Origin of the sequence: Methylocystis sp. JAN1 (assembly GCF_052186135.1) — a bacterium.
In the GTDB taxonomy this organism is placed as follows: Bacteria; Pseudomonadota; Alphaproteobacteria; order Rhizobiales; family Beijerinckiaceae; genus Methylocystis.
The window spans coordinates 1,159,265-1,171,183 of sequence record NZ_CP181499.1; the positions used below are offsets into that span (position 1 = coordinate 1,159,265).

At 63.6% G+C, this 11,919-nt stretch carries 13 protein-coding genes and 1 pseudogene; 1 reads left to right on the top strand and 13 read right to left on the bottom strand.

All coding sequences use genetic code 11. The features are described from left to right. Positions 1-322: 322 nt before the first annotated feature. The 7 genes from ACNHKD_RS05450 to istA form a co-directional block, all read right to left on the bottom strand. Positions 323-1,222 carry a replication initiator protein A gene (locus ACNHKD_RS05450; RefSeq protein WP_442756075.1) on the bottom strand — a complete coding sequence of 300 codons (900 nt, stop codon included), beginning with the start codon at positions 1,220-1,222 and terminating at the stop codon, positions 323-325. A 19-nt stretch (positions 1,223-1,241) separates the two neighbouring features. Then, positions 1,242-1,526: a helix-turn-helix transcriptional regulator gene (locus ACNHKD_RS05455; RefSeq protein WP_442756076.1), complete on the bottom strand. Its 285-nt coding sequence runs from the start codon at positions 1,524-1,526 to the stop codon at positions 1,242-1,244. A 152-nt stretch (positions 1,527-1,678) separates the two neighbouring features. Continuing rightward, positions 1,679-1,990 (bottom strand): DUF2285 domain-containing protein, encoded by a 312-nt coding sequence (locus ACNHKD_RS05460; RefSeq protein WP_442756077.1) that lies wholly within the window; start codon positions 1,988-1,990, stop codon positions 1,679-1,681. 277 nt (positions 1,991-2,267) lie between these two features. Next, entirely contained in the window at positions 2,268-2,462 is a 195-nt protein-coding gene (locus ACNHKD_RS05465) for a transcriptional regulator domain-containing protein (RefSeq protein ID WP_442756078.1), read from the bottom strand. Between the two features lie 132 nt (positions 2,463-2,594). Beyond that, positions 2,595-2,861: a hypothetical protein gene (locus ACNHKD_RS05470; RefSeq protein WP_442756079.1), complete on the bottom strand. Its 267-nt coding sequence runs from the start codon at positions 2,859-2,861 to the stop codon at positions 2,595-2,597. 311 nt (positions 2,862-3,172) lie between these two features. Further along, positions 3,173-3,901, bottom strand: a complete 729-nt coding sequence (istB, locus tag ACNHKD_RS05475; RefSeq protein ID WP_442754040.1) for an IS21-like element helper ATPase IstB — start codon at positions 3,899-3,901, stop codon at positions 3,173-3,175. Next, a complete protein-coding gene (gene istA / locus ACNHKD_RS05480) occupies positions 3,901-5,400 on the bottom strand; it encodes an IS21 family transposase (protein WP_442754041.1) in 1,500 nt (499 codons plus the stop codon). Before istA ends, istB begins: the two co-directional genes overlap by 1 nt. 119 nt (positions 5,401-5,519) lie before the next feature. Here istA and ACNHKD_RS05485 point away from each other — a divergent pair. Beyond that, positions 5,520-5,720, top strand: a pseudogene (locus ACNHKD_RS05485) (helix-turn-helix domain-containing protein); the annotation flags it as partial. A gap of 205 nt (positions 5,721-5,925) precedes the next feature. Here ACNHKD_RS05485 and ACNHKD_RS05490 read toward each other — a convergent pair. From ACNHKD_RS05490 to ACNHKD_RS05515, 6 genes are all read right to left on the bottom strand, one after another. Next, positions 5,926-6,249, bottom strand: a complete 324-nt coding sequence (locus ACNHKD_RS05490) for a DUF736 domain-containing protein (RefSeq protein WP_442756080.1) — start codon at positions 6,247-6,249, stop codon at positions 5,926-5,928. A gap of 145 nt (positions 6,250-6,394) precedes the next feature. Beyond that, on the bottom strand, positions 6,395-6,697 hold the full coding sequence (locus tag ACNHKD_RS05495) for a DUF736 domain-containing protein (protein ID WP_442756081.1): 303 nt from the start codon (positions 6,695-6,697) through the stop codon (positions 6,395-6,397). A gap of 548 nt (positions 6,698-7,245) precedes the next feature. Continuing rightward, positions 7,246-8,397: an IS110 family transposase gene (locus ACNHKD_RS05500; RefSeq protein ID WP_442756842.1), complete on the bottom strand. Its 1,152-nt coding sequence runs from the start codon at positions 8,395-8,397 to the stop codon at positions 7,246-7,248. 612 nt (positions 8,398-9,009) lie between these two features. Continuing rightward, complete coding sequence (locus ACNHKD_RS05505) at positions 9,010-9,426, bottom strand: hypothetical protein (RefSeq protein WP_442756082.1); 417 nt, start codon at positions 9,424-9,426, stop codon at positions 9,010-9,012. A 127-nt stretch (positions 9,427-9,553) separates the two neighbouring features. Beyond that, positions 9,554-10,492: a DUF2493 domain-containing protein gene (locus ACNHKD_RS05510; protein ID WP_442756083.1), complete on the bottom strand. Its 939-nt coding sequence runs from the start codon at positions 10,490-10,492 to the stop codon at positions 9,554-9,556. 300 nt (positions 10,493-10,792) lie between these two features. Continuing rightward, positions 10,793-11,896: a DUF7146 domain-containing protein gene (locus ACNHKD_RS05515; protein ID WP_442756084.1), complete on the bottom strand. Its 1,104-nt coding sequence runs from the start codon at positions 11,894-11,896 to the stop codon at positions 10,793-10,795. Positions 11,897-11,919 lie beyond the last annotated feature (23 nt).

The following is an 11,919-nucleotide window of genomic DNA, read 5'->3' on the forward strand; positions in this document are numbered from 1 at the left end:
ATTGTGCGCAGTGCGACGGCCCGTTGCCCCGGGGCGAAGACGGCGTCGCTATTGCCCAGATGGTCGCCTCTGCGTGTGCGTCGCCAGCGCCGAGCTGCGGGCGCGCCTTCTTCTCTTACCGGCTGGCTTTTTGCTCGTGGGGCAGCAGCCAAGCGGGAGGCGCCCGCCGTTAGAAGGAATCCGAAGGATTCCGAAGTTAGTACGTTAAGAGCGCCGTGAATGACGCAACGACAATGGCTTGGGCGCCATTTTGGTCCCCGATAGCACGAGGATTTGGTCCCCGATAGCACGATAGTCGCGGTCCCCGATAGCACGAGCCTATTCACAGCTTTTCCCCAGGCGCGGGACGGCGGTCGAGGCGCTGAACGGCGCGTTCGAGCGGATCGGTGGTGAGTGGCGTGAAGACCAGAAGTTCGCGGTCGAATGGGCCTCGGCGGATGTCGAGCCGGTAATTGGGGATGAGCTGGCGCCGAACGATGTCGCGCAGATCGAACGCAAAATGTTTGAGCGGCGAGAGCGCGCCGGACTTGGCGTGGAGATGCGCGAAATCGAAGCTCCAGCCGCCACTTTGGTTTCCGGCGTGCTTGCGAACGAGACGATAAAGCCAGCGCTCAAGACCGCCCGTCAGCCCGAAATAAGCCCGGTCGATTGTGAGCACCAAGGCTTCGTTGAGGACGCCTTCGTAGAACCAGTCGGGGACGATGAGTTCGACGCCCAGAGGGCGTCCGCTCGGATCGGCGGTCTCTTTCCATTCATTAATCCAGGAGAAGCGCCGACGGCGTCTTTCGGTGGTCTGACGGATGGAGGTGACGACGCTCGTCGACTGCAACCGGTCAAAGGCGGCGCGCAGGCGCTGATAGTCGCGGGCGCCCGTGGCGCGGCCGGTGAAAGTGAGAATCTCATAGGGCGTCGTCGCCATCAGGCGCGAGGTCTTGAGGCCTCGATCACGCGCCTGGACGATTTGAGACGCCGCCCAGATCAAGACGTCGGCGTCCCAGATGGTCGCCATGCCATGCTCGGCGGTCGCTTCGACCTTGATCGCGATCTGAGCCGTCCTGAAGTCGATGGGCGCTGTTCGCTTCGACTTTGCGAGGCTGAAAAAGGGATAGGCCATGAGGTCCTGCGCGTCGCGTGGCGCGAGCTCGCCGGGCAGCGCTCGAAAGAGTTCGAGCTGCTCGCGTTCGTGGCCGCAGCTGCGTGCGTGTGGGTCTCGGGGCGTCATTCTCGTCGCTCCCGAAAGATCAGCCGCGCGGTTGAGCGGCGCGCTGCGCAAGGCCGTTGGGGTGCCGCCGCGCGGGGAGGACGGTTCCGACGCCGGGGTCGGAAGTCGACGCCTTGGCGCCGCGATCGGCCCAGGCCTGCAGATCTTCGACGCGGTAGACGACCCGACCGCCGAGCTTCGAATAGCGGGGGCCGGTTCCGTAGGTGCGATGCTTTTCGAGCGTGCGGCCGGAAAGGCCAAGAAATCGCGCGGCTTCGGGCGTGCGAAGGTAACGCGGCGGCAGGGGCGCTGTTTGTGCGGACATGGATGAGCCTCGGCAGATCATGGAGCGCCGCCGGCTATCGGCGGCTTGGCTCGATCACCATGGCGGAGGGAAACGGGCGGGAGGGATGGTGAAGATGACGTGGGTGAAGTTCGCCACCCGCGACAACATTCTGGTGACTTGTGCGACCGCCGCTACTTTTTGAGGAACTTGCGATAGCCGCCGCGCATCAGCGCGACGCCGCCGCGAACGAGGCGGATCGTGGCGTCGCGAAGGGAGGCTGTTTTCCAGGGATCAGCGGCGATGCGGGCCTTGCCGAAGAGGCGCTCGGCGATCTGGCGGTAGGAAGCGCCGCCGAGATGGCCGTCGAGGGCGCGAAGAAGGGAGAAGACGCGGCGCAGATCAGGAGGATGTTCGGCGCGATGCGGCGGCTTGTCGCGCAGTAACCGCCAGAATCTCAACGCGGCTTCGGCTCGGTGCGGCGCAAGTTCGTCGAGGAGGATCACTGCGGCGAGTGGTCCGTCGCCTGCCTGCCGATCGGGGAGCCAAAGCTGGTATTGGTCGCGCGTTGATCCCAACAGTAGATGTTGGCCATCGTCGCCTGTTCGGCGCCCGACTAACGCGGGATGGCTGAGCAAATCAGGGCCGGAAGGCGGGATTGAAAATGGCGCCGGCGGTTCCTCGTCGGAAGCGGGTTCAATCGGCGATTTGACGAGGATGACGCTCGACGCGCGCAGCTCAGGCAGCCAGAATATCTCCGCTTCATCGGCGCACAGCTTGGGATCAACCGCGAAATCGCAACCCCCAGCGCCGCGTCGAACCGGCGGCGCCGGCGTCGAGCGCAGCTCGAATGTCTGGGTTTGCAAAGTCGGCGCGATAATCCGCGTTCCGTCTGAGAAACTCCCAGGCGAGGCCCGGAGCGCTCAAATCCTGCAAATAATCGTATGCTTTTGGCGAGCGCCAGTCCTGATCCGACATGGGGGTTCTCGCGACGAATGAATAATGCCGGCGAAGGTTGTGGAAAAACGTGTCAAGAATCGCGTGAGAATTCGGCCGGAATGGGACATCGACGGTAACGGGGTCGAATCGGAGGTTGGCGGAAGCTAGGGTTCAGGTGCCTTTCAACAAATCTCGATAGCCCTGCTCGGTGAGCCATCTCGCCCGTTCAAGATGAGATCGATGCGCGCTTGCCGCGCGTTCCGGTTCTCGATCGGGATCAATGCCGAGCACAATCCGGCAGGCTTCTTCCCATGAAGCGCCTTCGGTCGCCGCATCCAGCAGACGCAGATATGTCGGCGCGTGGGCGAGGTCGTAATCGGTGACGGACGTTTCGCTGGGCGCAAGATCGGCGACAAGCATGGGGTCGGGACGGCTCATGGCGTCTCGTCTCCTCAATTGGCCTGCCGCATCGTTAGCATTCTACAGGAATTTTGCTCGGTGTGTCCCAAGGCGGGCAGGGCCTTTTACATACTATAGTGGATAAACATTATGGTGCGTAAAAGGCCAGCCTCCCTGCATGGATATGCGGAAGCTGGTCTGTCAATCGGCGTTCAAAATTGACCCCCGATCGGCGTTCAAAATTGACCCCCATTTTTCACAGGGCGGAACGCGAGCGCTCGCCCCGGCGGAGCTGGCGGGATAGCGCAGCCGGGGCGAGTGCGTTCCAGGTGGCGATATGATTGGGAGCGTCAGGCGCGGTTCTTGAAGCGCCAGCTTTCGTTGCCGGTCTCGACAATGTCGCAATGGTGGGTGAGGCGATCGAGCAGCGCGCTGGTCATTTTCGCGTCGCCGAACACGCTCGGCCATTCACCAAAAGCGAGATTGGTGGTGACGATGATCGAGGTGCGTTCGTAGAGCCGGCTGATCAGATGGAAGAGCAATTGTCCGCCCGATTGTGCGAATGGCAGATAGCCGAGCTCGTCCAGAATGATGAAGTCCATTCTCGTGAGATATTCCGCAAAGCGCCCCTGACGGCCTCCCCGCGCTTCGGTCTCGAGCCTGGTGACGAGCTCGACGGTGTTGAAGAATCGGCCGCGTTTTCCGGCGCGAACGCAATTTCTGGCGATCGCTATCGAAAGATGCGTCTTCCCCGTGCCGGTTCCGCCGACGAGAACGCAATTACGTTGTTGATCGAGGAAGCCGCCGTTCGAGAGATCGCGCACCAGCGCTTCATTGATCGGCGTGCCGTCGAACTGGAAGTCGTCGATGTCCTTCGCCAGCGGCAATTTGGCGATCGTCATCTGATATTTGATGGAGCGCGCATATTTTTCGGCGATCTCCGCCTGGAGAAGATCGCCGACGATGCGCGGCGGCTCATGCTGCCTCTTTATTCCGGTCGACATCACCTCGTCATAGGCCGATCTCATGCCGAAGAGCTTGAGCTCTCCCATGAGATCGAAGAGCTGCGTGCGTTCCATCAGGCCGTTCTCCTCAATTGATCATAGCGGGCGCAGTCGGCGAGCGGCATGTGCACCAGCGTCAACGACTCGGGTGTCGGGATCGCCGGCGGGGGCGGCGGCTCGCGCCGGCGGGCGAGAATGTTGAGAATGACGTCGGCGGAATGGACGCCTTGGCTGAGCGCCTCCGCGCAGGCGGCTTCCACCGCGATCAATCCGTCGTCGACGACGGCGGCCAGAATCTTGACCATCTGGCGATCGCCATCGTCACTGCCGGCGAGCTTGCGCCGCACGCGCTCGATCGCTCCCGGCAATACCCAGTCCTTGAACGGCGCGCCATTCCGCAGCGCGCCGGGCTTGCGCGCGAGAACCGGCACGTAATGCCAGGGATCGAAGATCGTCGCGCCACGCCCGAAGGCGCGGGCATGTTCGGCGACGACGCGTCCTTTTTGACGAAAGACGATGCGATCGGCGTAGGCGTGGATCTCGACCGGGGCGCCGACGGCGCTCGCATTGACCGAATATTTGTTGTTGTCGAAGCGCACGAGACAAGTCTTCGACACCGACGCCGTCAGCTCGTGGAATCCGTCGAACCGCCCGCGAAGTTGGACGAGCTTCGGGCGCTCTTCCTCGAATGCCTCCCAAATCGTCTTGTCCGCGATTTCCGGATGCGGATGCGCCTTGGCGTAGCCGACGCATTTATCGAGAAGCCACGCGTTCATATCGTCATAGGTCTTGAACCGCAGGCGCGGCGTGAAGAACCGCTCCCGCGCCAAGCCGACCTGATTTTCGACCTGGCCTTTCTCCCAGCCGGACGCCGGCGTGCAGGCGACCGGCTCGACGAGATGGTGGCTGCACATTTGCGCGAAGCGACGATTGAACTTGCGCTCCTTGCCGATGAAGATCGTCTCCACCGCCGTTTTCATATTGTCGTAGATGCCGCGCGTGCAGGCTCCCTTGAAGAAGGAAAAGGCGCGCTCATGCGCGTCGAAAACCATCTCCTGCGTCTCGCGTGGATAGGCGCGAACGAAGAGCATGCGGCTGTGGCACAGGCGCATGTGCGCGACCTTCACGATCGTCGTCACGCCGTCGAGCAGAACGATCTCATGGCTCCAGTCGAACTGATAGGCTTCGCCCGGCGCGAAGCTCAGCGGCACATAAGCGGCCGCCGTCGCCGCGCCTTGCTCGCTGCGCCATTTGCGCGCGTAGCGACGCACGGCGTCATAGCCGCCCGCATAGCCCAGCCCGCTCAGATCCTCGAAAATGCGGATCAGGGTCAGCCGCTCGCGCGGCGCCTTCTTCTCGTTCTCCGCCAGAATCTCATCGAGCTTGTCCGACCAAGGTCCGAGCTTGGGAAACGGCTGATAATCGCGCTCGTAAGCGAAGGACGTTTCCTCCGAGCGCAACGCCTTCCGGACCGTGTTCCTCGAAATGCCCAGATCGCGAACGATCTCCTTTATCGTCTTGCCCTTGACGAAATGCTCGCGACGGATTCGCCCGATCGTCTCCACAATCAACATCCCCCCACCGCCCGCCGTTCAACCAAAGCGAGCGGACTGTCCCGGCTTCACCGGAGGGGGTCAATTTTGGACGCCGATCCCCCTCGTATAGGGGTCAAAATTGCACGCCGAATAACAAGCTGGTCGGGCGGAATGTGAAGCGGATCAGGCTCGAAAAGGGCCTGACGCAGGAGCAATTCGCCGAACGTTCAGGCTTCACGCAGCAATATCTGAGCGGGCTGGAACAGGGTAAGCGAAACCCGACAATCCTCAGTCTCTACGAACTCGCGCTCGCGCTGGACGTCGATCAGGTGGCGCTCGTTGCGCCAGACGAAGCCGCTTTGGAGGAAGAGGCGCGGCGTCGCGCGCCTTCGAGCGGCGCCGCCAAGGCAGGCGGGGCCCGAATAACGAGGGGCAAAGCGAAAGCCGCCTCCAGCGCGAGTGGCGGCGGCGCGCCGCAAAAGACCAAAAAAGCCGTGCCATCATAAGCTCGACGAGGGCGCGATTTGGGGGCCCCGCCCGATCGCTCGGGCGGGGCGCTGGCGGTCAATCGCCGTTAGCCTTGCGGCCGCGCGACCAGATGAGGCTGTAGCCGTCGCCTTCCTCGTCGTCGAAGAGGTTGGCGTAGATCGGCGCGGTGAAGCTCGGATCGTCGAGCTTCAGGGAGAGATAGTCGCGGCCTTCGTTGGAGCGCTTCGGCCAGGCGGCGCCGATCTCGGCGCGGCCGACGAAGACGCGGTGGCTGGGGGCGTTATCGTTGGCGCGGTTTGTTTCGGGGACGATGCGGACGCCGCGCGCCTGGACGCTGAGGGTGACGATTTCGCCTTGATATTCGTTGCCGGACTTTTTGAAGGAGCCGATGTTCGCCATGATGATCTCCTGTTGATCTCGATTTCGAGCCCGCGACCATCGCGGCCTCACATGAGGGACCGTTGGTCAAGAGGGCGGCGTGCTCTGGGGTACTGTGGGTTGCAGATCGGACGCTCCGCCTTAGGCGGAGCGTCCGTAGCGCAAGTCAGCGCGACCAGATGAGCTTGTGTTCGGCGTTGTCGCCCTGGACCAGGGTCGCGTAGACCGGGGCCGTGAAGGACGGATCGTCGAGCTTCACCGAGACGTATTCTGCGCCCGAGTCCTTGGCGGCCTTGCTCCAGCCTGCGCCCAGTTCGACGCCGTTGGCGGCGACCCGGAAGTCGGGACTGCGTTCGCTGTCCTTGGTGGCAACGGGTTTGATGGTCGCCTTGGTGTTGATGTTGAGAGTGCGGATCGTGCCGGTGAAGGTGCCGTCGTCGTTCCGGGTGAAGGTGCCGATCTGAGCCATTGTCGTATCTCCTGGCTGTTGCCCGAAGCCGCCCGATGCGACCTCGTGGCGGTCTTGAGGTGACGGGACGGACGCCTGCACCCTTGGGCCGCAGCGCAGCGGAGGACGGCGGCAGCCGAGCTTGTTGCCTCGCGAGGAATGACCGCTTGCGGTCAGGGGAAGAAGGTCGGCGAAGCCGTTGCAGGCATAGGACGGCCCGGCGCCAGACCAGCCCCATGAGAGGCCGCTCGGCGGCTTCGCTCGGCATTGTCGGCCGAGAAACGGCAATGAAGATCGTCGCGCCGTTAGAAGCGTCAAGGCGGCCAGCGGCGGTTGCGTTTCCTCCACTTCAACACGAGGTCCGAACCCGTTCGTGATCCGCGCCAATGCACGTATCAACCTCACATCCGGTCGCCGCCTGGGCGGACGCACCATAATCCCGCTTTCGGCGGCATGGGTTCAGGAGGGCGATACCAGACTCGATGACGGCGTTTTATGCCAGGCCGCAGATACGGTCGCCCACCTCGATCCGCAGGGCTGATCACGCCCCGACGGAACTCAAGATCACATCATGCGCGCACAACCGCACCTTCAATGTCGACGCCGGCGGTTGCGTATTTCCAGAGCGCCACGAACAGCTTTCGCGCCAGCGCGGTGATCATCGTCTTCTTCATCCGGCCGCCGTTCTGGGCCACACGGTTGCGGAACCATTTGGTGAGCTCGGACCCCGGCTGATGGCGAATCCAGAGCCAGGCGAGCTGGATCAGCGTGCTGCGCAGTCGACCGTTGCCGGACTTGCTTACGCCTTGTTCGCGCGCGACAGCGCCGCTTTGCCATGGCGTCGGCGCCAGTCCGGCATAGGCGGCGACCTGTCGTCGATTGTCGAAGCGCCGGAACAGGCCCTCCGACCATAGCACCGCAGCGAACTCGGCGCCGATGCCAACGACGTTGGTCAACATTCTTACAACAGACGTATCGCGACTGCTCTCAGCAGCCAGCATGGCGTCGCGCTCGGCATCGACGGTCGCCAGCTGCTCCATGACCTGTTCGAGGCGATCGATTTCGCGCAGGATCTGCCGTTTCATATGCTCCGGCAGCGGACGACCATCGCCGGTCGTCAGCGCTTCGAGCCGCGCGCGGCGGTCGCGTCGCAAGGGTGAGAAAGTCGTGATGCCCTGCGAGAAGAGCAGTCCCTTGATCCGATTGCTGTGCTGGATGCGCTCGCTCATCAGGGTCTTGCGCTCGCGCCCGATGCGACGCCGATCCTCTTCTTCCGGCGACGGGACGCGCAGCATCGCGCAGATGCGCGGCTCGCCTCGCTTGTAGGCGAGCAAGGTTCGGACGAGCGTCTCGCCATCGACGCGGTCCGTCTTGACCCGGCGCTTGCGACGCGAGGTCGCGATCGAGGCGGCATCCACGACATGGCTGTCGATCCCTTCCGACAACAGTGCGCGGTGAACCCAGAAGCCATCAAAGCCAGCCTCGTGGATTGTGACGATCGGATACTCTCGCTGCCTCCGCTGCCGGGCCTTGGCCCGCAACAGCGAAAAGCGCTCGAGAAGCGCCGCCAGATTGCCCGCCTCGATCGTGTGCCGCGAAATCTTCTCGCCCGCGCCCGGCGACAGCGACGTGATCAACCAAGTGCTTCGGCTCAATTCCAACGACACGAAGATCGCGTTCAGTTCACCGGCTATTCCACTCTCGTCTCCAAACTGCATGATCTTTCTCCCAGCGACAATCGCGCGATCGGCTTTTACCAAGCGGCGCCTTGTCTGCCGTCATGGGATCTCGATGGCGCTTCGAGAGACGACGGCGATTCGCCGACGCACCCGCAGGGCCGCAGCAAAGCGGAGGACGGCGGAGAGGCGGCTTTCTTGCCTCGCGAGGAATGACGCCGCAGGCGGCAGGGGAAGAAAGTTGCTGACCCGCTGTTGCGTCTCAGGCGATCGAGGCGCAGCCGTCCTTCGTCCAGATGAAGCCAAGAGAGAGCCCGCGTTGGCGCCGGGCTGGATCGCGATCAATGCGGAGAGTTGGCGCACAACATCGATTGCAGGACGAGTCCCGCGATCGACGAAGCGAAGGAAAAGAAAGCGTCGGCGACGTTCGGGGGACTTGACCTCGGATCTGAACGGCCATCGCGACGACGAAAACCTCAACGCGTGTCTTCATTGCAGCGGCGTCCGGGTCGCAGCCTCGGCGTCAAACGCTGCCGCAGTCTCTCGTCACCGAAAAATGTGACGTTCAGCCTTTCGAACTCGGATTGCGCGACGAGGGGAAAGATCCGTCGCGGCTCGCCGAGGCGCTAGAATGGCAACAACGCGGTTCGTGGCGCGTCATTTCGCGGGAGCGGGAGGAGGCGCTTGCAATCGCGCCCGCGCCGCTGCGGCCACTGCGAGCGCCCCAAGAAACGCCATGGCGTCACGCCAGGCTCCGCTTGCGCCGCCAAGGCCGGCGAACACGTCCGAAAGCTGATAGCCGGCGACGCCCGCGGGGATGGCGTAGATCAGCGTGATTGCGAGCCGGACAGGGCAGGAGCGGGTCGCGGCGATGCCGATCCGCATAGTGGTCAGGACGCCGACGCCCGCGATCAGCGCCAGAGCGACGGCGCCGACGATGCCGGCGCCAGCGTCGAACGCGGCTAAGGCGATGGAAAGCGCCGCGAAGAAAGCGAGCGCGTCGACGGCGAGCGCATAAAGGAGCCAGCAGAAGAGGCCCAGGCCTGCGAGATTGAAAAGGATGGCGAACAACATCTTTGCTGCTCCATGGCGTGAGTCGAGGCTGCGCCCCCACCTCCGCCATGGCGCAACGCGCATCGTCGTCAGAGGAATATGGAAAATCCTTGGCGACGGCGCGTTGTCGAACACTGGGTGGCGGCGCCTATGCGCGGCCGTCATCGTATCTCCACACCGGGATGCCGAGCGCCCGCGCCTTGTCGACGAGATTGGCGGAGATGCCGGAGCCGGGAAAGACGATGGCGCCGATGGGAAGCGTTTCGAGCATCCGGTCGTTGCGCTTGAAGGGTGCTGCCTTGGCGTGACGCACCCAGTCGGGCTTGAAGGCGATCTGCGTCACCTTGCGATTATCGGCCCAGCACGAAGCAATGCGCTCCGCGCCCTTGGGCGAACCGCCATGCAACAGCACCATGCCGGGATGTTTCGCCAGCGCCTTGTCGAGTCGATCCCAGATGGCGCGATGGTCATTGAAGTCGAGCCCGCCGGTGAAGGCGATCCGCGGGCCGGCGGGTAGGAGAAGCTCGGTGTCGGCGCGACGCCTAGCGGAGAGAAAGTCACGGCTGTCGATCAGCGATGCGGTCAGCGAGCGATGGTTGACCTTGGAGCCGGCGCGGGGACGCCAGGACGAGCCGGGGTGCAGGTCGAAGGCGTCGGCGGCTTGGTCGCGGAAGAACTCCATGCTGTCGCGGCGTTCGATAAGGGTTTGACCCTCGCAGATCAGCCGCTCAAGCTCGACCGAGCGGACTTCGGAACCATCCTGCTCCTTCTGGCTGCGCTTTTGCGCCTGCTCATTATCGTCGAGTTCCCGCTCGATGCGGGCGATGGCGCGGTGGAAGAGATTGACCGTCGACCAGAGCAGGCCTTCGAGGTCGGGTTCGAGGCGGCTATCGCTCAAGGTCGCGACAAGCGCGTCGAAGATGTCGGCGACGGCGCCGGTGATCGTGCTGGGCTCGGGCAGTGGCCGGGGATCGGGTTCGTCGTGAAAGGGGCGGTAGCCGTAGAGCTGGAGTTCAGCGAGAACCCGGTCGGTTGGCGAGGCGGCTTGCGCGGTCTCGAAGTCTCGGTCGTCGCGATCGGTCGTCATTGGCGTTCTCCTTCGTCGGATGGGCCGCGACCCTCGCGGCCTTCGTGGCGACAAAAGGCGGCGGACGAGACCGGCTGGCACCGGGAGCGCAGCGACGGGCCGAAGCGCAGCGGAGGATGGCGAAGCGCCGGCTATTTTGTTTCGCGCTGTAAAGCGCCCGCAGGGCGCGACGGAAAATAGCCGGCCGCAGCCATTGCCTGGCGGGCGCGTGCGACGCAAAGGTCGCCCTCTCAGAAGGCCGGGGCTGCGGCCCGATCTCTCGGAGGGAAGCTGATTGGTGACGATCGCAGGGGCGAACAGTTAGCCGCGAGAATGTTCGCTCCCCAGAGTGATATCGAAGTTGAGGAATCGGGCTACGTCTTGTGGCGCGAGCTGAGTCCGGATCGTTGCCCGCAAGGCCTCTTCACCAAAGCGGCGCAGATCGTCATTGAAATCGCCAAGCTGGGGAACAAGGGTGATCGCGTCGATCCCTTCGGCGATTGCTCGCTCGGTCAGCTGCGCGGTCGCTTTCCTGCCGGCGGGGTCGTTGTCGCGCAAGACGTAAAGGGCACGGAGCGTCGGCGGAAACATCAACGCGGCGAGATGCGCGGCCGAGAGCGCAGCGATCATCGGCATGCTTGGCAGAAGAGATCGCGCGGAGAGCACGGTCTCGATGCCTTCGCCCGCCGCCATGACGTCGAGCGACGCGCCAAAGCGCACGCCATTGCCGCAGATGTCCCCCATTGCCCGTCGCGGATTGGCGATCGGCGCCTTGTCGCGCCCAGATGGATCGAGCCAGGTGCGATGCGCGCCGGTGATTTTGCCGTCGACATCGGTGACGACGGCGATCATGGCGGGCCAGGCTTCGACAGCGGACGATTTATCTGGCCGATAGTAACAGCGTGGATGAAAGCGCAGGCTGTAGAGATTTCCTAGACCTGCTAAGCCACGATGCCGCAAATATCGCTCGACCAAACTGCCCGCGATCGGTTGTGACATGTGAAAGAGCCGTCGCGCCGAGTCTATGGGCCGCGACACCGTAGGCGTACCCGATCGCCGGCGTTCGATCGAAGGATCATCCTTCGGCAGACTGAGAAAGCTGCGCGCTTCATGAAGAGCCTCGGCGAAGTCGGCGCATTGGGCGCTTTGGCGGATGACGTCGAGAAGATCGCCATGTTCGCCTGTCGCGGCGTCGGTCCATTTGCCGGCGGCGCCCTTGCCTGCTTCGGGTCCCTTGAGGCGAACGAACAGGCTGCGGCCTGGCGCATTGTGAATGTCGCCGACGAGCCAATAGCGGCCCTCGCGGCGGCCGTTCGACAGATAGCGGCGGCAGACCGCTTCGGCGTCCCGCGCAAGGCGGCGCGCCATCTCCGAAGCGACTGAACTGGGCACGGCTAACCCTCCAAAAGAAAAGGGGCCCGCCATTGCTGGCGAGCCCCACGCTGGCG